Below are 20,221 nucleotides of genomic sequence, written 5' to 3' on the forward strand. Positions count from 1 at the left end.
ATATAGCTGAGTCAAACCATAAGTCACTCTATTCATAGGAGTGACTTTTAGTTTTTTAGTAGCAACTTACTTTGCTCAATGTTCACTGATGCCAATACATCAGCACATATCGCTGACTCAAAGCCGCAATTGATTCAATGGCTTGAATTATGGGTGTTGTGCTTGTTTGCTTTCTGTCGCTTGATAAATCCCCTCTGCCTGCTTCTAGCATTATGCATCGGCATTTAACAACTAAGCCCTTGTTCACGCTTTTTGATAAATAGCGGTAAATAATGTGAATTAGGCTGGCCTTCAGTCATGATGAGATTTGTTATCTACAGGCTTCATTTCATAATCAGCTAAAGTAGCCTATTGAAATCATTGAAAGATAATTTATGAAGTGTCCAGCCGATCCCGTGAGCCTATTGAGATGTAATCAGATATTGGATGTCGCTGAGCATTTAATTGCTACTCAAGGCATAGTGTCGTTTAAGTTCTCGCAAATTGCCCATGATGTGGGCTGCTCGACCGGCACCTTGTATAAGCATTTCAAAGGTAAAGAAGACATTTTAGTGTGCTTGTTTATGCGCCACGCGACCTCTAATCATTTGTCTTTATGTGTGCAGCAGCACCCTGAGCTTACTGAGCAGCACAAAGTATTACTGCCGATTTTATTTACCTTTGAGACGATTAAGCGCAGCCCGATATTTTTTACGTTAAGGTCTGTATCAGTCAATCATATGGTATGGCCGCTGGCCAGTGATGAAAAAGTGACGCGCTTTAAACGCCGTATTAATGCCTTCTGGCGCTGGTTACATCATCACTTAACCCAAGCGGTAGTCAAGCAAGAATTGGTGGCCACGCCGCTGCAAGTTAAAGAGTTAACCCAAGGCATAGTGTTTTATCTCACCGGCGTATTAACTCAGTTTGAGAGCCAATTGATTGATGATGAGTTTTTAAGTGCGCAGCAACACACTTGTTATCGTCATTTGGCTAAATTGATGTCGCAGTATGCGTGGCAGCAAGCCGTGACTATTGAGGTGTTTGAATCCTTGCAGGCATTAACTCAGCAATATTTTATCGGTAATCAAGCTATCGCCATGAATTGCAGTGCCTGTAACGCCCTTGAAGCTAAGTGTGACTAAATTGTTTACAGTCCTTTTTCAGCGAGTTAATGGCTAAGTCCTTGACTTTATTTTCACCGCTCCCTAGTCTGCTGACATAGGAAAAAAGGTGAAGCATCATGGAAATAAGCTATCGTTTGAAAAATGCGGCCGAGCGTCGCCAGCAGCAATTTGAGCCAGAAGGCAATGTTGGCTTTGGTAAGCTCAGAACCGATCACATGTTTGTCATGGATTATCGCGATGGAAAGTGGTGTGATGCGCGCATTGTGCCTTACGGTCCATTTGAGATGGCGCCTGGCGCTATGTGTTTGCATTATGGTCAGGCGATTTTTGAAGGCGCCAAAGCCTTTATGCATGAAGATGGTGAGATTTATTCATTTCGTTTAGATCAAAATGCCAAGCGCATGAATAGTTCGGCCGATATCGTCTGTATTCCTAATATTCCTGAAGCGTGGCAAGTGCAAGCCATAGAAGCCTTAATCGATGTGGATAGATTATGGTTTCCCAAGCAGCAAGGCGCTTGCTTGTATATCCGCCCATTTATGTTTGCTACCGAAGATAGATTATCGGTGAGCCCCAGTCAGGCTTATACCTTTTGCGTAATGCTATCGCCAAGTGGCGCCTATTATGGTGCAGGCTTTGGTGAGGCCATTCGCTTACTCATTAGTAAAACCTTTCATCGCGCGGTTTCTGGCGGCACGGGCGCTTCTAAAGCTGCGGGTAATTACGCGGCGTCGCTGCGTGCTGGTAAAGCGGCGGCGCAGTTTGGTGCGGCGCAAGTGCTCTATCTTGATGCGACTAATACCCAGATTGAAGAAGCGGGCGCCATGAACCACTTCCATATTCTTAAATGTGGCACTGTGATTATTCCAACCTTTACCGATACCATTTTGCAGTCGATTACTTCGCGCTCCATCATGGAGTTAGCGCCTTTGCTCGGTTGCGAAGTCCGCCAAGAAACTGTGACGCTAGATAAATTTATTGCTGATATTGAATCTGGTGAGATTATTGAGGCAGGTGGTTTTGGCACCGCAGCGGTAGTGTCACCCGTAGGCTCTTATATTTTTGAAGATGGCCACATTATTACTATTGGTGATGGCAAAGTGGGTAAACATATTCAGCGGATTTATCAGCTCTATACCGATATTCAATTGGGTAAAGTTAAAGGCCCTGAGGGCTGGGTGCGCCCCGTTCCAAGGTCATGTTAATCTCTGATTGATACCTAAAAATAAGGGCAGCCTAGGCGGCCCTTATTTTTAATCGCAACGCTCTTTGCATGTTTTGATGTTAGTTATTTAAGAATATTTGCAAGACTAGAGCAGCTGTACTTGTGTCGCTACCACTATGCTTTTGCGGTCAACATTATTTTTAGTGGGCATAAATTGCGTCTGTTTAATGGCATTGAGCTGCTCATCACTCACTGCCACTTTTGGCTCGATATTTGATAATTGTAAGTCTTGCATCTGACCATCAGTATCTATGGTCCAGCGCACATCAAAACTCACGGGTTGTTTAAACACTGTTTGCCAGTTGAGTAGTTCGCCTTTGATTACCCATAGTTGATTTGCTTGCAGCAGAGTTAGCGCACTTTGTTGTGGCATAACGCTGCAGCCTAGCCCTGAAAAAATAAATAAACACACTACTAACAATCGCATTATCATCCCGTCTACTTGCTAAGTTAACATCCATAAAACCTAGGTTTAAGTGTTTCATCTTGCTTGGTTTTTGTAAATGCTTTGCCAGTAAAGTTGGGGTTGTGTTTAAAGTCTTCGTTTGAAGTTATCGGCCGAAAATGGTGGTATATTCGGCCGATAATACCTTTTCATTGGCTTTATTAAGTGGTTATTGCTGGTGGTTTGGCAAATCAACACATATTTTGCCTTCCATTAATACTCGCGCGCTGCGACTCATCATCGCCTTAGTGACTTGCCACTGACCGCCCAAGTATTTAGCTTCGGCGCCTACGGTTAAAGTGCCTGATGGGTGGCCAAAGGTTACCTTGTTACGCTCAGTGCCGCCTGAAGCTAAGTTCACTAAGGTGCCTGGAATAGCGGCTGCAGTCGCTATAGCCACAGCCGCTGTGCCCATCATGGCATGATGCAATTTACCCATGGATAAAGCGCGCACTTGCACATCAATATCAGCGCTTGCAACCTTCTTGCCGCTTGAGGTGACATAATCCATCGGCGGGGCAATAAAAGCGATTTTAGGAATATGCTGCTGAGTTTTCGCTTGTGCTACATCTGTCATTAAGCCCATCTTGATGGCGCCAAGGGCGCGCAAGGCTTCAAATTTGACTAGCGCTTTCTCGTCGTTATTTATCGCCTCTTGCAATTCATTACCTAGATAACCGAGTTCGCGAGCATTAATAAAAATGGTGGGGATACCGGCATTGATTAAGGTGACATTTAATGCGCCGCTTGCCACTAAATGAGTTGGCACCTCAAGCACATCAACTAAGTTGCCTGTGGGGAACAGGGCGCCATCTTCAGCGGCGGGATCCATAAATTCTATGGCAAGTTCGGCCGCTGGAAACGTCACGCCATCCAGCTCAAACTCGCCAGTTTCTTGCACTTGGCCATGGCTAATAGGCACATGAGCGATAATAGTTTTGCCAATGTTGGCCTGCCAAATTTTTATTGTGCATAGGCCAGATGGCGGGATGTTATCGGGATTGATAAGGCCGGCATGAATCGCAAAGGCGCCAACCGCGGCCGAAAGATTGCCGCAATTGCCGCTCCAATCCACCAATGGCTTATCTATGGCGATTTGGCCAAAGAGGTAATCGACATCATGGCCTGCCTGCTGACTGCGACTGACAATCACAGCCTTTGAGGTTGAAGAACTGCCGCCGCCCATGCCATCAATTTGTTTGCCATAAGGGTCTGGGCTTCCTAGTGCCCGCAGCAATAAGGCGTCGCGATAAGCGCCCGGCGTTTGCGCAGGAATCGGCAGGTCGGTGAGTTTAAAAAAGAGGCCCTTACTGGTGCCGCCGCGCATATAAGTGGCGGCAATTTTAAGTTGTGGTGCAAACATGCTTAATCCCTTAGTGATAAATGGAATGAGTGTCACAGCATTTATCCATGACACTCATGCCGTTAGTCATTCACTCATTCACTAATTAACTTTATGAATGCGCTGAGCTAGCCAAAAAGTCTTGTGCAAAGCGTTGTAATACACCGCCAGCGTTGTAAATTGAGACTTCTTCCGCGGTATTTAGGCGGCAAGTCACAGGCACTTCTAGGTTTTCACCATTTTGGCGGCGAATCACTAAGGTTAAGATGGCGCCTGGGGTACGCTCGCCAAACACATCAAAGGTTTCAGTGCCATCAATGGCTAAACTATGGCGATTCGTCCCTGGGATAAATTCCAGCGGCAATACGCCCATGCCTACCAAGTTAGTGCGATGAATGCGCTCAAAGCCTTCGGCGACTATGGCTTCAACTCCAGCGAGCCTCACGCCTTTAGCCGCCCAATCTCGGCTTGAACCTTGACCATAGTCAGCGCCAGCAATAATGCATAATGGCTGCTTTCTGGCCATATAGGTTTCTATGGCTTCCCACATACGCGTTACGCGCCCTTCTGGCTCAATGCGAGCCAGCGAGCCTTTAACTATGTTGCCATCCTTAATCGCCATTTCATTGATCAGCTGTGGATTAGCAAAGGTGGCGCGCTGGGCGGTGAGATGATCGCCTCTATGAGTCGCGTAAGAGTTAAAATCTTCCTCAGGCAATCCCATTTTAGATAAGTATTCCCCCGCAGCGCTGTCCGCCATAATTGCATTGGAAGGAGATAAGTGATCGGTCGTAATATTATCCCCAAGTACGGCTAAAGGACGCATACCCTTAAGGCTACGATCTCCTGCGAGCGCCCCTTCCCAGTAAGGTGGGCGGCGAATATACGTGCTGTGTGGGCGCCACTGATATAAGGGATTAATGTGCGCGCCGTAATCGACATTAAGCTTGAACATGGGCTCATACACTTGCCTAAATTGCTCAGGTTTAACGCTCGCGGCCACTATGGCATCTATTTCGGCATCGCTTGGCCAAATATCGTTAAGGGTGACGGCGCGCCCCTCTTTATCAATGCCAAGCACGTCTTTTTCGATATCAAAGCGCGTGGTGCCGGCAATGGCGTAAGCCACCACTAATGGCGGTGAGGCTAAAAACGCCTGTTTAGCATAAGGATGAATGCGACCATCAAAGTTGCGATTACCCGATAACACTGCGGTTGTGTAAAGGTCGCGGTCAATAATTTGCTGTTGAATCACAGGATCTAAGGCGCCGCTCATACCGTTACAAGTAGTGCAGGCAAAGCCCACTATGCCAAAGCCTAAGGCTTCAAGGCTTGTCAGTAACTGCGCTTCTTTAAGATAAAGCTCAACGGTTTTTGAGCCCGGTGCCAATGAGGTTTTAACCCAAGGCTTACGGCTCAAACCTTTAGCTAAGGCGTTGCGTGCCAAGAGGCCTGCGGCAATCACATTGCGGGGATTACTGGTATTAGTGCAACTTGTAATGGCAGCAATAATCACGGCACCATCGGGCAGCAAAGCGCCTTGTTGCTGGTAAGCACCAGTAATGCCTTGCGCGGCTAATTGACTGGTCGCTACCCGTTTATGTGGGTTGGAGGGACCTGCGATATTGCGCACTACGGCTGATAAATCAAAGCTAAGAGTGCGCTCATAGTGGGCGGTTTTCAGGCTATCAGCCCACAAGCCCGCTTGCTTGGCATAGATTTCCACTAACTCTACTTGCTTATCTTCGCGCCCAGTGAGCTTTAGATAATCTAAGGTGTGTTGATCTATATAAAACATGGCGGCCGTGGCGCCATATTCTGGGGTCATGTTAGAGATAGTGGCGCGATCACCTAAGGTTAAGTGACTGACGCCCTCGCCATAAAACTCAAGATAGCAAGACACCACTTTTTGCTGGCGTAAAAATTCAGTCAAAGCTAACACTAGGTCAGTGGCAGTAATGCCAGGGGTTGGTTTTCCTGTGAGCTCAACCCCAACGATATCAGGCAAACGCATCCATGAGGCGCGGCCAAGCATGACGCTTTCTGCTTCAAGTCCGCCCACACCTATGGCTATCACGCCAAGGGCGTCCACATGGGGAGTATGGCTATCTGTACCCACTAAAGTATCTGGATAGGCGATGCCATGATCATTGTGAATAACCGGTGACATCCGCTCTAAGTTAATTTGATGCATGATGCCGTTGCCGGGCGGGATCACATCCACATTCTTAAAGGCGGTTTTAGTCCAATTGATAAAATGAAACCTGTCATCGTTGCGCCTATCTTCAATGGCGCGATTGTTGGCAAAGGCATCGGCTTCAAAGCCCGCATGTTCAACGGCAAGTGAGTGATCGACAATCAATTGAGTCGGCACCACAGGGTTCACTTTGGCAGGATCGCCGCCCATATCGGCAATGGCATCCCTAAGGCCGGCGAGATCCACTAAGGCGGTTTGGCCAAGAATATCGTGACACACGACTCGGGCTGGAAACCAAGGAAAATCTAGCTCTTGTTTACGCTCAATAATTTGGGTTAAAGATTCAGTTAAGCTGGCAGGATTGCAGCGGCGCACTAAGTTTTCGGCAAACACCCGCGAGCAATAAGGTAAGGCATCATAAGCGCCCGGCTTAATGGCATTAACGGCTGCGCGAGTATCAAAGTATTGCAGCCCTGTGCCTGGTAAAGGTTTGAGATAGGCAGTATTCATGAGTTTATCCACTAAAGGGTGAGACTGACCCAGGGCTCAGTCTCGTGATTAACTGTGTGCCGCTAAGCGGGACTTAATTCTTAGTCATTAGTCATTAGCCATTAGCAATTAGCAATTAGTCATTAGTCATTAGCCATTAGCAATTAGCAATTAGCCATTAGCCATTAGCGATTTTCGATGGCGATAACAGTGCGCGGCGCAACCCCAACATAGTCAGCACTTGGGCGAATAATGCGGTTATTTGAGCGCTGCTCCATCACGTGCGCCGCCCAGCCAGTTAAACGTGAGCACACAAAAATCGGGGTGAATAACTTAGTTGGTATGCCCATAAAGTGATAAGCGCTGGCATGGAAAAAGTCAGCATTACAGAACAGCTTCTTTTGCTCCCACATTAGTTGTTCGCAAGCTACCGACACATCATAAAGGCGGGCATCGCCATATTCTGCCGCAAGCTTTTGCGACCAGACCTTAATGATGGCGTTGCGTGGATCAGATTCTCGATAAATGGCATGACCAAAGCCCATGATTTTATCTTTACGCTCAAGCATACCCATTAACTTAGCCTTGGCATCGCTAGCATCTGTCATGGTTTCAATTAATTGCATGGCCGCTTCGTTAGCGCCGCCATGCAAGGGGCCGCGCAGTGAACCTATGGCGCCTGTCACACACGAATGCATATCCGACAAGGTCGAGGCGCAGACACGGGCAGTAAAGGTTGAGGCATTAAATTCATGCTCAGCATAAAGAATGAGGGATGCGTCCATGGCGGCCACGTGTAAATCGAGCGGGCGGCGGTCATGGAGTAAATGCAAGAAGTGCGCGCCAATTTGCTCATCATCGGTTTCGGTATTAATGCGCACGCCGTCATGGCTAAAGCGATACCAATAACAAATGATGGAAGGGAAGGCGGCAAGCAAACGATCAGCTACCTGACTTTGCTGCGAAAAATCGTGCTCAGGCTCAAGATTGCCTAGCATAGAGCAACCGGTGCGCATCACATCCATAGGATGAGCCGAGGCAGGAATGCGCTCTAACACTTCTTTCAGCGCTTGCGGTAAACCGCGCAGGACTTTGAGTTTAGTGCGATAGTCCTTAAGCTGGCTGACGGTCGGCAGTTCACCGTACAAAATTAAATAGGCAACTTCTTCAAAGGTAGTATTAGCCGCCAGATCTTTAATGTCATAACCGCGATAGGTTAAGCCAGAACCCGACACGCCCACTGTGCTTAATGCAGTGTCTCCCGCCGATTGCCCGCGAAGTCCTGCGCCACTTAATTTCTTGTCCGTCATAAATATCCCTCTTTAACGTGTTCTTATTATCCATTGCCTCAGATAGCTGAGCTAACTGATAGGGTTAACAACGACCGCGGGCTACGCCCCTGTTGTGAAGCTAGTTTTACTGTTGCTGACTACTGTTGCTAATTAATGTATTTGTCTATGGGTTTTGCTTAAAAAGCTTATCTAACTTGTCTTCAAAGGCGTGATAGCCCAAGAAGTGATACAGCTCTTTGCGGGTCTGCATTTTGCTGACCACATTGCGCTGATGTCCATCGTTAAGCAGCGCCTGCATGACTTCTAAGCCTGCTTGGTTGGCGGCGCGAAAGGTACTGAGTGGATACAAGACCATGTCGGCGCCGGCATTGCTGAGTTGCTCCGTGCTAAATAATTCGGTTTGCCCAAATTCGGTCATGTTGGCCAAAATCGGGGCGTTAACGGCGGCGCGAAAGCGGGTGTATTGCTCTAATTCAGTCAGCGCTTCGGCAAAAATCATATCGGCGCCTGCTTCTAAGTAAGCCTGTGCGCGGGCAATGCCAGCCTCTAGCCCTTCAACGGCGACTGCATCGGTGCGCGCCATGATCACAAAGTCTTTGTCGGTGCGGGCATCGACTGCGGCCTTAATCCTATCGACCATTTCATCTATGCTCACCACAGCTTTATTGGGGCGATGACCACAGCGTTTTTGGGCGACTTGATCTTCCATGTGCACAGCGGCAACGCCGGCCTTTTCAAATTCTTTAATGGTGCGGCCAATGTTAAATGCGCCGCCCCAGCCAGTATCAATATCTACCAGTAATGGCACTTGGGTGGCCGAAGTAATGCGGCTCGCATCAATTAAGACATCATTCATCGAGGTCATACCAAGATCGGGCAAACCAAATGAAGCGTTAGCCACGCCAGCGCCTGAAAGATAAATGGCTTCAACGCCCGACAGCTCAGCCATTTTGGCAAAGTAGGCATTCATGGTGCCGACTATTTGTAGTGGCTTAGCATTGGCAAGAGCTTGTCTAAATCGGCGTCCGGCGCTGTTATTCATGGCTTGATTCCTTAGGTAATGATGACTCAAGGCTTGCGCCTTGTAGGGCTCTGAGTTTGAGTTCTGTGCTTTGCCGCCCACGCTCTATATGGCGGCGCATTAATAGCGCCGCTAATTCGCCATCTTTGGCGGCTATGGCTTCAACTATTAGCTTGTGTTCGGCAATGGCTTGAATTGGGCGTTGGTGATTTGAGGTTTGATAGCGATACATGCGCAGTAAATGATAAAGGCTGCCCATTAAGGTTGCTTGCAAGTGGCGATTACCACTGGCCTCAATGATTTGATAATGAAAGTCGATATCCCCTTGCTGCTGAAAATATGGGTCGCTATGACTCAGGGCTAACTGCTGGATATCAATTAACTTGTATAGCTTGTCTAATTGCTCAGGAGTAATGTTTTGAGCCGCAAGCTCACAGGCCATGGCTTCCAATACGCTGCGCAGTTGATACAGCTCATTAAGTTCAGTGATGGATAATCGCGCGACTCTAGCGCCTATATGGGGGATAAGAACCACTAAGCGTTGGCGCTCAAGGGCTTGCAAGGCTTCACGGGCAGGGCCGCGACTAATGCCATAGCGCTCAGCGACCTCTTGCTCGTTGATTTTACTGCCAGAGGGAATTTCGCCTTTGATTATGCTGGTTTGCAGTTGCAGCAAGAGTCTATCGACCAAACGGCCTAATTTCGCCGGTTTAAGATGGGGGGCTGCTGGCATCAAAGTATCGTTATCCATAACAATCGCATTTGGCTAAAAGTTAATCAGAATTTATGCCCGCACACCCACCTTGTCAACAATAAATTAACCAAAAACCAACCAAATGGCTTGGGTAGTTATTTAAATCTCTATAAATCAATTGCTAACATTGTTTGAATTTTTTTGTGAACATTTATTGTTAACAATGTTTGGTGTGTTAGCTGCCTAGTAAAGGCTGGGAAGATGAATTTGGATAATCTTCAGCAGGCATGAGTAAGGTTAGATGTGGTTGAACAAACTATGACAGGAGGATTTAGTCGAGGGCGATGGCGCCAATCTGCTATTTTTTGATGCCTTGATGCCATAAAGGCGCTAATGGTTAGTTAGCGCCGTTATTAAGGCTCAAGCTTGGCTGGTTGCAATCGAGCAGGCTAGCGACTCTCGCTAAGCTTATCGCAGCCTTTGTATTGCTGCTTAAGGCAAACACTCGACATTTCAATTGCTTGGCGTCTATCGCTAGCTTTCATCTTATGGCTAAGCATTTCAGTGAGTTCATCGCCTGTGCCGCCGTTATAATGCGACAAATTAGCCCACATGTAAGCCAGTTTATCGTCAGCTTCCACGCCGCGGCCCAAGGCGTACATGATACTTAAGTTGTTTTGCGCATCGGCATAGCCTTGCTCTGAGGCTTGAGTAAACCAGTGCACGGCTTGTTTATCATCTTTAGTAACGCCCTGACCATTGGCGAACATAAAACCATAGTTTAACTGAGCTTCAGCATGGCCAAGTTCAGCGGCCTGACGGTATAACGCCATGGCTTGGCTGATATCGGCTGTCATGCCGCGGCCATTTTGATACATGTTGCCTAGATGAAATTGGGCATTGGCGTTGTCTTGCTTGGCCGCTTGTTGCAGCCATTGCATGGCTAATTGATCATCTTTAGCCACGCCGCGCCCTAAGGTATGGCTAATGCCTAAGTTAAATTGCGCTTGGCTATGGCCTTGTTCGGCGGCTTGTTGAAACCAATGGGCTGCTTGCTTGTTATCTAACGGCGTGCCTTGGCTGCGAGAATACATGGTCGCAACTGTATATTGAGCCTCGGCGTTACCTTGCTCGGCTAAGCTCAATTGCTGCTTGAAAGACTCAGTCGCCGTAGGCTGTGAGTTAGCATGAGTGCCAACACTTGCGACTAATAACATTAAGGTAGCGGACAGAGATTTCTTCATGATAACTTCTTATTTTGGCATATTAGCATAAGCTAAGTTATTGTTTGTATTGTAAGATTTTATCATTTATCTAAAGCTGTTAGGTGCGATCCGCTCAGCACTTTACGCATTGTTGTGTGAACTCTCGGCCGAATATGGCGCTTAGGAAGGCTAAAAATCGGGGCGGAATAAATGGCAGGGAATAAAAGGGAGTAAAGAGATGAGCCTGAAAAATAGCATCTTCAGGCTCATGTTGCGCTCAAGGTTAAAAATTAGCTTTGTGAATTGATTAAGGCCGGGTAGCTGGTGGTTTTAGCTTGATATTCAAGTAATAGCTGATGGATTTCGTCATCTTTTTCAGCCCAAATTTGATTGAGCCAACGCTGAAACTCAACGCGATAACTGGCATCCTGTCCATAGCGCTGGTCATCAACTACTGGCACGGGGCGCGGCTTAATACGCATCACCACTTGCTTGACCTTGCCATGCATCACGCTTGATAAAATATCTTTAGGGGCATCGGGATACACTATGGTGATGTCTAAAACATGGGTAAATTGTTCGCCCATGGCCGACAGGGCAAAGGCACTACCGCCAGCTTTTGGCCGCAATAAATAGCGATAAGGTGATTGCTGGCGCAGGCGTTTTTCTTCATTAAAGCGGCTACCTTCGACATAGTTCATTATGGTGGTAGGTAATAAACGAAAGCGCTCGCAAGACTTACGAGTGGTTTCCATGTCTTTACCCTTAAGTTTAGGGTTATTTTTTAATTTTTCTGCGCTGGTGCGGTTCATAAATGGCATGTCGAGTGCCCAGCAACCAAGCCCCAAAAATGGTACATACAGCAATTCTCGTTTGAGAAAGAATTTCAGCATAGGAATGTGGTTACGCAGCACATAAGTTTGGGCGGCGATATCAAAACCACTAAGATGATTGCTGATGATTAAGTACCAAGCATTGTTATCTAAGTGTTCTAAACCTTTGACATCCCACTCAATATTGGCAATCAGTTTTAGAATGCCGCCATTGCCTGTGGCCCAAGCCCACATAAAGCGATTTAATACTCGGGTCAGTTGAGTGCGCGCCGCTTGCCAAGGCAGCAGTAATTTGAGTAACCCGCCAAGACTAATCAGCCCGGCCCAAAGGGTAGTGTTAATGATGAGCAAGCCGCTTGAGAGTAAAAATAACAATGGCCCTGGTAGAAAATTCAACATCTTAGTCTTCGCCTCTCATGCGATTTGGCTCGGTATGTAATTGACATAACAGCTGATCTTTACTGTGCCAGAGCGTATTTAGTTCTTGTTGAAACTGCTGCTTATAGTCGCGATCATGCTGATAATCGCCGCGCATAGCCGCGGTAATGGGCCGCACTTGAATATCCACATTGACCTTACCGCCCTTGCCACTTAAGTAGTCAAAGAAGCTCGGCACACCATCGGCATAATGAATGGTGACATCCACTAAGGTATTGATTTCATCCATGGCTGCTAACGCAAACGACATGCCGCCGGCTTTAGGTCTTAATAGATAATTAAACGGCGAGCTTTGCTTGGCATGCTTTACCGCTTTAAAGCGCGTGCCTTCGACAAAATTCATCACGCTCACTGGCGTATGTTTGAATTTACTGCAGGCCTTGCGGGTGATTTCAATGTCTTTGCCCTTGAGGATTGGATTCTTTTTAATTTCAGCTGGGCTATAGCGGCGCATAAACGGAAAATCTAATGCCCACCATACCAGCCCAAGTACTGGCACATAAATCAATTCACGCTTAAGAAAGAATTTTAGGAAAGGAATTTTGCGGTTAAATATTCCCTGCAAAATCAAGATATCAACCCAAGATTGATGATTGGCTATCACCATGTACCAGTTATCTTTACTGAGCTTTGCATTGCCAGTAACCGTTAATTGAATGGGATGCAGATTTCTTTCCATCCAACCATTACAGCTAATCCAGCAGCTGGCGAGAAAATTAAGTACATTGCTGCAATGCGCTTGTAAGCTGGTGGCTGGGATCAACTTAAGCAGGCTGATTAGCAGCAGTGGCGTTGCCCAAAAAAAAGTGTTGATAATGTAACCGGTAAAAACCAATGAGCCTCGAATGCGCGACAACAACAGCGTCATGTACTTTTTCCTCCCACAAATTGAGGCGTCATGGTAACTCGTGTGTAGCATTTCCTCAAACTTTGGTTGCATAGTCTGGTGATAAGGCGGTTTTTTGTGGTTTGTTTCTGCAAATCATTAACAAGTGTTCATCTAAGCTAAGTTTTGGGTTGCAGCTGTTGAGCCCGTGAGCTTACTTGGCGCTGAGAGCAAAAAAATAGCCCATCGCATAGATAGGCTATTTAGATTTAAGCTAGCGCGAGCTTAATGGCTTGGAGCGCAAGCTAATCAGTTAAGATCGAAACGATCGGCATTCATCACCTTGTTCCACGCCTTGATAAAGTCATGCACAAACTTAGTCTTGGCATCGCTAGCGCCATAGACTTCGGCAATGGCGCGTAGCTGCGAGTTTGAGCCTATGACTAAATCGACCCGAGTCGCAGTCCATTTAACTTTGCCGCTAGGATCTCGACCTTCAAAGACTTCAGCCTCCGCTGAGCTTGGGCGCCAATCGGTCGTTAAGTCCAAAAGATTAACGAAAAAGTCATTAGAAAGAACGCCAGGCTTATGGGTAAACACGCCATGGGCGGATTGCTCGAAATTGGCGTTGAGTACGCGCATACCACCAATCAGCACTGTCATTTCTGGGGCACTTAAGCCTAATAACTGAGCGCGATCGATAAGCATTTCTTCACTGGGCACTGTATAGCGGATTTTACTGTAATTTCTAAAGCCATCGGCCGCAGGCTCTAATACCGCAAAAGATTCTGGGTCGGTACTATCTTGATTGGCATCAGTGCGACCTGCGCTAAAAGGCACAGACGCTTTGACTCCCGCATCGGCAGCCGCTTTTTCTATGGCGGCATTACCCGCTAACACTATGATGTCGCTAAGGGATACGGCTTTATTGGCTTGTTGCGCGGCATTAAAGTCGGATTTTATCCCTTCGAGGGTGGCAAGGACTTTAGCTAATTGCGCAGGTTGATTGACCTGCCAATCTTTTTGCGGCGCGAGGCGAATGCGCGCGCCATTAGCACCGCCTCTGTGATCTGAGCCGCGATAGGTAGCCGCGGATGACCATGCTGTATATACAAGTTCTGTTACTGTTAAGCCTGAGCTTAAAATCGTGTGTTTCAGGCTTTCAATGTCTTTGGCATCAATCAGATCGTAAGTATTGGCTGGCAGTGGATCTTGCCAAATTAAATCTTCAGCGGGCACTTCTGAGCCTAAATAACGGGATTTGGGTCCCATATCCCTGTGGGTCAATTTAAACCAAGCGCGGGCAAAGGCGTCGGCAAATTCAGCGGGGTTTTTATGAAAATGCTGGGAAATTTTAAGATATTCAGGATCTTTTCGCATCGCCATGTCGGCGGTAGTCATCATGATGCGCACTTTTTTACTGCTATCGGCAGGATCTGGCGCGTGATTGCTATCGCTAAGATTAATCGCCGCCCATTGCTGCGCGCCAGCAGGGCTCTTAGTTAGCTGCCACTCATAACCGAGTAGCATATCAAAATAGCTGTTATCCCATGTGGTTGGGGTCGGAGTCCAAGCGCCTTCAATACCACTAGTAATAGCATCGCGCCCTTTACCGCTGGCATAGCTGCTTTTCCAGCCTAAGCCCATTTGCTCTATGGGCGCGGCTTCTGGCTCAGGCCCTACTAATGAAGCGTCACCCGCGCCATGGCCTTTACCAAAGGTGTGACCGCCTGCAGTTAAGGCCACAGTTTCATAATCATTCATGGCCATGCGGGCAAAGGTTTCGCGCACATCGCGCCCAGATGCGACTGGATCTGGATTGCCATCAGGGCCTTCTGGATTGACATAAATTAGTCCCATTTGCACGGCGGCTAATGGATTTTCAAGTTCGCGATCGCCGCTGTAGCGCTTATTGCCCAGCCACTTATCTTCTGCGCCCCAATAGATATCTTCTTCAGGGGCGTAAATATCTTCGCGACCGCCAGCGAAACCAAAGGTCTTAAAGCCCATGGATTCTAATGCCACGTTGCCAGTTAAAATAATCAAATCAGCCCAGGAGAGTTTGTTGCCGTATTTTTGTTTAATGGGCCAAAGTAAGCGTCTGGCTTTATCTAAGTTACCGTTATCAGGCCAGCTATTAAGCGGGGCAAACCTCTGATTACCTGTGCCTGCGCCGCCGCGACCATCGCCAGTGCGATAGGTGCCTGCGGCATGCCATGTCATGCGGATCATCATAGGGCCATAATGACCATAATCGGCAGGCCACCAATCTTGAGAATGGGTGAGTAGATGCTCGATATCGCGTTTTACCTCGCTTAAATTTAGCGTCATAAAGGCTTCGCGATAATTAAAATCATCGTCCATGGGGTTAGCTTGACTACTATGTTGATGCAAAATGTTAAGATTGAGTTGGTTTGGCCACCACTGCATATTTTGACTACCTTGCCCACCAACATGGGTGTTACCACCGTGCATAACCGGGCATTTACCGGCACCATTACTATTGCTCATATTAGTTACCTCGTGCTGTTTGGGGTGAAAGTATGAACTAGCTATACGCATCGTCCGTGAATTTGAATATAGTTGAGCCTCAATCACTTACTCTGATGTTTTAGCAATCGTGGTAATCGGTTATTTAGGAGCAGTAGTTTTACCAGTGCAATATTAGTAGCTTAGCTAGAGAGCTTAAGCTTGCCGTGATGGATGCTGTTGCTGGTGGGAATTTAAGAGTTCTGCGACAAAGCATAAGCCCAAGGTTTGGGCTTATGCTTTGGTTGTCTGGTTAAAGCTCGCTTAAATGCGCAAGTTAACTTTAGCGGGCCTGTCGATATCGCTGCGCTTAGCGAGCTTGGCTTAATTAAGCACCCAGATGCTATGCAGTATTTATCGCTATTTTGTAGTCATTGCGGCAATGATGATTTGCTCAAGCTGCAATTAGATACATTGCCTGTAAGTGGCTACGTAAATCAATTGACGCAAATTTTAGCGCCTGTGTCATTAGGCTTAGGTTTTACGGTATTGCCTAAGAGTGCCGTTGATAATTTTGCCATTGCAACAAGCATACAATGTTATCAATCGCCCTTAAGCGTGAATGAAACCCTTTATGCCGTGCATAAACGCTATTGGCAACTGCCTGCGCGTTATCACGCCTATGCCGGTAGAGGCTTAGTCATAAGTTAGGTGCAAGGCACAGCTTAATAGCAAGGGCGTTGGTATAGGTGTTCCGACAGGGTATCTACGCTTAGTACTGACTTAAGCTATGCATTAATCTATCCATGGCTCTGAAGCCTAAGGCTTGCGCCACATGGCGACGCTCGACTTTTTGGGAGTGCTGCAAATCTGCAATGGTGCGGCTTACTTTCATGATGCGATGAAAGCTGCGTACCGATAGCCCAAGTTTTTCAATGCTGGTTTCTAAAAAGAAGCGATCGGACGCACTCAGTTGGCAGGCATTATCTAGTTGCTTGCCCGTAAGGTATTTATTCAGTTTTCCTTGGCGCTCAAACTGCACTTGCCTTGCGAGCAAGACTCGTTCGCGCACTTGCGCCGTGGTTTCCCCTTGTTGGCTGCTGGCCTGAGATAAGCTGCCCGTAGGCAGTTTGGGCACTTCAATACTTAAGTCAAACCTATCCAAAAACGGCCCAGACAGCTTACTTAAGTAGCGCAAAACTTGATCCGGCGTTGAGCGCCGCTGGCCTTCAATATCACCGCAAGGGCTTGGGTTCATGGCGGCAATTAATTGAAATTGGCAGGCAAAGGTGAGCTTAGCTTTGGCTCTGGAAATCACGACTTCACCGGTTTCTAGTGGCTCCCTTAGGGTATCTAGCACTTTTCTTGGAAATTCAGCCAATTCATCCAGAAACAAGACACCTTTATGGGCCAAAGATATTTCACCGGGCTGCGGCTGAGAGCCTCCGCCCACCAATGAAATAGCAGAGCTGGTGTGATGCGGATTCCGAAAGGGGCGCATGCATAATTGCGCTGGCGTTAAGTTAATGCCAGCGATGGAATACAGTGAGGCCACTTCTAAGGCTTCTTGGTAATTAAGCTGTGGCAATAGCGGCAAAATACGATTGGCCAGCATGGTTTTGCCAGTCCCAGGAGGGCCGATAAGTAATAGATTGAAGTCTGATGAAGCCGCTATTTCAAGCGCTTGTTTAGCTTGATGCTGACCAATAATATCGCTTAAACATAAAGGGTTGTGGCTGGCAGGAGGTTCTTGCCAGTGAGCCGCGGTGGCATTATTGGCAAGCTCGATGCGGCCATGCAAATAATCGGTCACTTGTTGTAAGTGACCTGCCATATAACAGGCGTGATGCCCCACCAACTCGGCATCGAAATGATTATCAATGGGAATAATTAGCCGATGCTGAACATTTTTAGCGCCGACAATCGTTGGTAGTAAGCCTTTGCAGCCATTGATTTGACCTGATAATGACAACTCCCCGGCAAACTCAGTGTCTTTAAGGCTAGCTAAGGGTACTTGGCCTGAGGCGGCTAAAATCGCAATGGCTATGGGTAAGTCGTAGCGGCCGCCTTGTTTAGGAAGTTCTGCTGGCGCTAAATTAACTGTGATGCGGCGCATGGGGAATTCAAAACCAGAATTGATAATGGCGCTGCGCACTCGCTCTTTGGCTTCTTTAACGGATGTCTCTGGTAGGCCCACCAATGAAAAGCTCGGTAGACCGTTGCCAATATGCACTTCCACTTTTACCTGTGGCGCTTCTACTCCAAATTGGGCGCGGGTTAAGCTAGTAGCTAGCGACATGAAGTGTATTGATCCATGTCGAGGTGGGATTGATAGATTTGATAGTGGCTGTCATTGCGTTTGGCTTGATACATGGCGATATCGGCGTTAATCATTAGACTAGTTTTATCATTACCATCTGTGGGGTACTGGGCGATACCTATGCTAACCCCAATGCTGAGAACTGCGCCTTCGTATTCAATGGGAGCCATTAAGCTCTGCTGTATGGTTTGGGCAATACGTATGGCCATTTCACTGTCATAACCTGGCAATAATACCGATAACTCATCACCGCCTAAGCGCGCAGTAATGGCATCTTCAGGCACTGCCCTTAGCAATCTTTCGGCGACCACTTGAAGCACATGGTCGCCATAGCTATGACCATAGTTATCGTTGATGAGTTTGAATTTATTAAGATCTAACATCATGCAGCAAAAGTAGGGGGTTTGTGAGGCAAACATTTGTTCTAAATCAAGGTAAAACTGATGGCGATTAGCGAGCCCAGTTAGGCTATCGTGATGGGCCTGAAAATGGTTTTGTTGCAGAGTTTTCATTAAATCGCCTATGGTTTGACGACTCATGCAGGTAATGACAAACACAAACGCGCCGCCACCACAAAAAATCGCTGCGACTACCAGCTCAAGCATGGAAACTTGATGATCAATCAGCATATAGATGAAGCCGATATAGCCGAAAATGAACATGGATATCATAGCCACTAAGGCTAACCATCCCTTATGTTGATAGTCTGATAAATGGAGAATGGCATAGGCCGGCTTGATTGAGGCGATTAAGCCCAGTAAACCTAGCAAGACTAAGCTAACCGCAATTATTGTCATGTAAATCACCGTGATTAACGTGATTTAAGTATAGTCAATCGCCTAAAAATGCTATTTTTACATTGTTTGTTAACTAGACAGTAGCGACCACTGGCCGTTAAGCATATATTTAGCAGTTGTTTGTCTACGCTGTGCGCGTCAATTCCTTTTTGTTCCGGGTGTATCCATGAGCTTGTTCGAGAATTTGTTAATCATATTCCTTTTGATCAGTATTAGTAGTTTCTTTTCTATGTCTGAAATTGCCTTAGCGGGCTCGCGTAAAATGCGTCTGCGGCAACTATTTGATGAGGGAGACTTAAGAGCGGGTCGAGTATTACAACTGCAAGCTCAGCCAGGAAACTTCTTTACTGCGGTGCAAATTGGCTTAAATGCCGTGGCTATCTTAGGCGGTATTGTCGGTGAATCTGCATTTACGCCATATTTTACACTGATGTTAACTCCATTATTGCCGGAACCTTATCTTGGGCAAATCAGTTTTGTCCTGTCATTTGTGATGGTTACTAGCTTATTTATTTTAATTGCCGACCTTATGCCTAAGCGCGTAGCCATGGCTATGCCTGAACAAATCGCCATGGCATTAGTTGGCGCTATGTCTTTTTGTATTGTGCTATTAAAGCCTTTAGTCTGGATGTTTAATGGTATATCCAACACTGTCTTTAAATTGCTGGGTATCTCTATGGCGCGTAATGACGCCATTACTGAAGATGATATTTACGCTGTAATGGCGGCGGGTACTGAGGCGGGCGTGCTGCAAAAAGATGAGCAGCAACTCATGGAAAACGTGTTTGAAATGCAAAGCGTACCCGTCACAGCAGCCATGACAGTGCGTGAAAGCTTAATTTTCTTCCTGCAGCAAGACACAGAAGAAGATATGAAGCGCAAGATTGCGCAAGACCCACATAACAAGTTCTTAGTGTGTGATGGGCAGCTAGATCAAATTAAAGGCTTTGTGGATGCTAAAGAATTGCTGATGCGCGTGATCAATGGCGAAGTCATTGACTTGAAAAAGGGCGATTTACTGCATCCAGTATTAATAGTGCCTGATACCCTTAATTTATCTGAGGCGATGGAATACTTTAAAAATAATCGCGCAGATTTTGCGGTTGTGATGAATGAATATGCCTTGGTCGTTGGGGTAGTGACCACCAACGATTTACAAAGTGCTGTGATGGGTTCATGGAACTTAGCGGAAGGCGAAGAGCAAATTGTGGCGCGCGATCTTAACTCTTGGTTGGTGGATGGTTTAACGCCGATTACTGATGTGATGCGCTCATTTGGTATTGAAGAATTTCCTCAGAGCCAAAACTATGAAACTATCGCCGGTTTTATTATGTATATGCTGCGCAAAATACCTAAGCGCACCGATTATGTGGTGCACAGTGGTTTTAAATTTGAAGTGGTAGATATCGACTCTTACCGAGTAGATCAATTACTGGTTACTCGCATTGAGCCTGAAAAATCACCTGCTGAAAGCGCTTTGGCGTTAGCTAACGCAGATATCAAGGCATAAAGTTTTACCAGT

16 protein-coding genes are annotated in these 20,221 nt (G+C 46.8%); 4 read left to right on the forward strand and 12 right to left on the reverse strand.

All coding sequences use genetic code 11. The features are described 5' to 3' along the window. The first annotated feature begins 374 nt into the window (after positions 1-374). Positions 375-1,124: a TetR/AcrR family transcriptional regulator gene (locus tag FJQ87_RS03315; RefSeq protein ID WP_140930562.1), complete on the forward strand. Its 750-nt coding sequence runs from the start codon at positions 375-377 to the stop codon at positions 1,122-1,124. Positions 1,125-1,222: 98 nt separating this feature from the next. Further along, entirely contained in the window at positions 1,223-2,311 is a 1,089-nt protein-coding gene (locus FJQ87_RS03320) for a branched-chain amino acid aminotransferase (protein WP_140930564.1), read from the forward strand. Between the two features lie 105 nt (positions 2,312-2,416). On the opposite strand, the gene FJQ87_RS03325 is transcribed toward FJQ87_RS03320, so the two are convergent. From FJQ87_RS03325 to katG, 10 genes are all read right to left on the reverse strand, one after another. Then, positions 2,417-2,758, reverse strand: coding sequence for a hypothetical protein (locus FJQ87_RS03325; protein WP_140930566.1), 342 nt, complete (start codon positions 2,756-2,758; stop codon positions 2,417-2,419). 187 nt (positions 2,759-2,945) lie between these two features. Then, positions 2,946-4,139 (reverse strand): 2-methylaconitate cis-trans isomerase PrpF, encoded by a 1,194-nt coding sequence (gene prpF / locus FJQ87_RS03330; RefSeq protein ID WP_140933970.1) that lies wholly within the window; start codon positions 4,137-4,139, stop codon positions 2,946-2,948. Positions 4,140-4,230: 91 nt separating this feature from the next. Further along, entirely contained in the window at positions 4,231-6,825 is a 2,595-nt protein-coding gene (gene acnD, locus FJQ87_RS03335) for a Fe/S-dependent 2-methylisocitrate dehydratase AcnD (protein ID WP_168195132.1), read from the reverse strand. 164 nt (positions 6,826-6,989) lie between these two features. Beyond that, a complete protein-coding gene (gene prpC / locus FJQ87_RS03340) occupies positions 6,990-8,114 on the reverse strand; it encodes a 2-methylcitrate synthase (RefSeq protein WP_140930569.1) in 1,125 nt (374 codons plus the stop codon). A 145-nt stretch (positions 8,115-8,259) separates the two neighbouring features. Then, the gene (prpB, locus tag FJQ87_RS03345; protein ID WP_140930571.1) at positions 8,260-9,138 is read right to left on the reverse strand and encodes a methylisocitrate lyase; all 879 of its coding nucleotides are present in this window, start codon (positions 9,136-9,138) and stop codon (positions 8,260-8,262) included. Beyond that, complete coding sequence (locus tag FJQ87_RS03350) at positions 9,131-9,850, reverse strand: GntR family transcriptional regulator (RefSeq protein WP_240778893.1); 720 nt, start codon at positions 9,848-9,850, stop codon at positions 9,131-9,133. The genes prpB and FJQ87_RS03350 overlap by 8 nt, the downstream gene beginning before the upstream one ends. 410 nt (positions 9,851-10,260) lie before the next feature. Then, positions 10,261-11,055 carry a tetratricopeptide repeat protein gene (locus FJQ87_RS03355; RefSeq protein ID WP_140930575.1) on the reverse strand — a complete coding sequence of 265 codons (795 nt, stop codon included), beginning with the start codon at positions 11,053-11,055 and terminating at the stop codon, positions 10,261-10,263. Between the two features lie 251 nt (positions 11,056-11,306). Next, positions 11,307-12,248 (reverse strand): acyltransferase, encoded by a 942-nt coding sequence (locus tag FJQ87_RS03360; RefSeq protein ID WP_140930577.1) that lies wholly within the window; start codon positions 12,246-12,248, stop codon positions 11,307-11,309. 1 nt (position 12,249) lies between these two features. Further along, complete coding sequence (locus FJQ87_RS03365; protein WP_140930579.1) at positions 12,250-13,155, reverse strand: acyltransferase; 906 nt, start codon at positions 13,153-13,155, stop codon at positions 12,250-12,252. A gap of 267 nt (positions 13,156-13,422) precedes the next feature. Then, entirely contained in the window at positions 13,423-15,624 is a 2,202-nt protein-coding gene (gene katG, locus FJQ87_RS03370) for a catalase/peroxidase HPI (RefSeq protein WP_140930581.1), read from the reverse strand. A gap of 246 nt (positions 15,625-15,870) precedes the next feature. Between katG and FJQ87_RS03375 the strand changes: the two genes are divergently transcribed. Beyond that, on the forward strand, positions 15,871-16,293 hold the full coding sequence (locus FJQ87_RS03375) for a hypothetical protein (protein WP_140930583.1): 423 nt from the start codon (positions 15,871-15,873) through the stop codon (positions 16,291-16,293). Between the two features lie 61 nt (positions 16,294-16,354). Here FJQ87_RS03375 and FJQ87_RS03380 read toward each other — a convergent pair whose 3' ends face one another. After that, a complete protein-coding gene (locus FJQ87_RS03380; RefSeq protein WP_140930585.1) occupies positions 16,355-17,881 on the reverse strand; it encodes a YifB family Mg chelatase-like AAA ATPase in 1,527 nt (508 codons plus the stop codon). After that, positions 17,872-18,699, reverse strand: coding sequence for a GGDEF domain-containing protein (locus FJQ87_RS03385; protein ID WP_140930587.1), 828 nt, complete (start codon positions 18,697-18,699; stop codon positions 17,872-17,874). Before FJQ87_RS03385 ends, FJQ87_RS03380 begins: the two co-directional genes overlap by 10 nt. Before the next feature lie 166 nt (positions 18,700-18,865). Here FJQ87_RS03385 and FJQ87_RS03390 point away from each other — a divergent pair, with 166 nt between their 5' ends. After that, a complete protein-coding gene (locus FJQ87_RS03390) occupies positions 18,866-20,209 on the forward strand; it encodes a hemolysin family protein (protein ID WP_140930589.1) in 1,344 nt (447 codons plus the stop codon). The last annotated feature ends 12 nt before the right edge of the window (positions 20,210-20,221 follow it).

Origin of the sequence: Shewanella sp. SNU WT4, from assembly GCF_006494715.1 — a bacterium.
Lineage (GTDB): Bacteria > Pseudomonadota > Gammaproteobacteria > Enterobacterales > Shewanellaceae > Shewanella.

Bases quoted from the DNA above. Each gene is read 5' to 3' on its own strand.
- FJQ87_RS03315 (WP_140930562.1), top strand. From the start codon at position 375: ATGAAGTGTCCAGCCGATCCCGTGAGCCTATTGAGATGTAATCAGATA.
- FJQ87_RS03320 (WP_140930564.1), top strand. From the start codon at position 1,223: ATGGAAATAAGCTATCGTTTGAAAAATGCGGCCGAGCGTCGCCAGCAG.
- FJQ87_RS03325 (WP_140930566.1), bottom strand. From the start codon at position 2,758: ATGCGATTGTTAGTAGTGTGTTTATTTATTTTTTCAGGGCTAGGCTGC.
- prpF (WP_140933970.1), bottom strand. From the start codon at position 4,139: ATGTTTGCACCACAACTTAAAATTGCCGCCACTTATATGCGCGGCGGC.
- acnD (WP_168195132.1), bottom strand. From the start codon at position 6,825: ATGAATACTGCCTATCTCAAACCTTTACCAGGCACAGGGCTGCAATAC.
- prpC (WP_140930569.1), bottom strand. From the start codon at position 8,114: ATGACGGACAAGAAATTAAGTGGCGCAGGACTTCGCGGGCAATCGGCG.
- prpB (WP_140930571.1), bottom strand. From the start codon at position 9,138: ATGAATAACAGCGCCGGACGCCGATTTAGACAAGCTCTTGCCAATGCT.
- FJQ87_RS03350 (WP_240778893.1), bottom strand. From the start codon at position 9,850: ATGCCAGCAGCCCCCCATCTTAAACCGGCGAAATTAGGCCGTTTGGTC.
- FJQ87_RS03355 (WP_140930575.1), bottom strand. From the start codon at position 11,055: ATGAAGAAATCTCTGTCCGCTACCTTAATGTTATTAGTCGCAAGTGTT.
- FJQ87_RS03360 (WP_140930577.1), bottom strand. From the start codon at position 12,248: ATGTTGAATTTTCTACCAGGGCCATTGTTATTTTTACTCTCAAGCGGC.
- FJQ87_RS03365 (WP_140930579.1), bottom strand. From the start codon at position 13,155: ATGACGCTGTTGTTGTCGCGCATTCGAGGCTCATTGGTTTTTACCGGT.
- katG (WP_140930581.1), bottom strand. From the start codon at position 15,624: ATGAGCAATAGTAATGGTGCCGGTAAATGCCCGGTTATGCACGGTGGT.
- FJQ87_RS03380 (WP_140930585.1), bottom strand. From the start codon at position 17,881: ATGTCGCTAGCTACTAGCTTAACCCGCGCCCAATTTGGAGTAGAAGCG.
- FJQ87_RS03385 (WP_140930587.1), bottom strand. From the start codon at position 18,699: ATGACAATAATTGCGGTTAGCTTAGTCTTGCTAGGTTTACTGGGCTTA.
- FJQ87_RS03390 (WP_140930589.1), top strand. From the start codon at position 18,866: ATGAGCTTGTTCGAGAATTTGTTAATCATATTCCTTTTGATCAGTATT.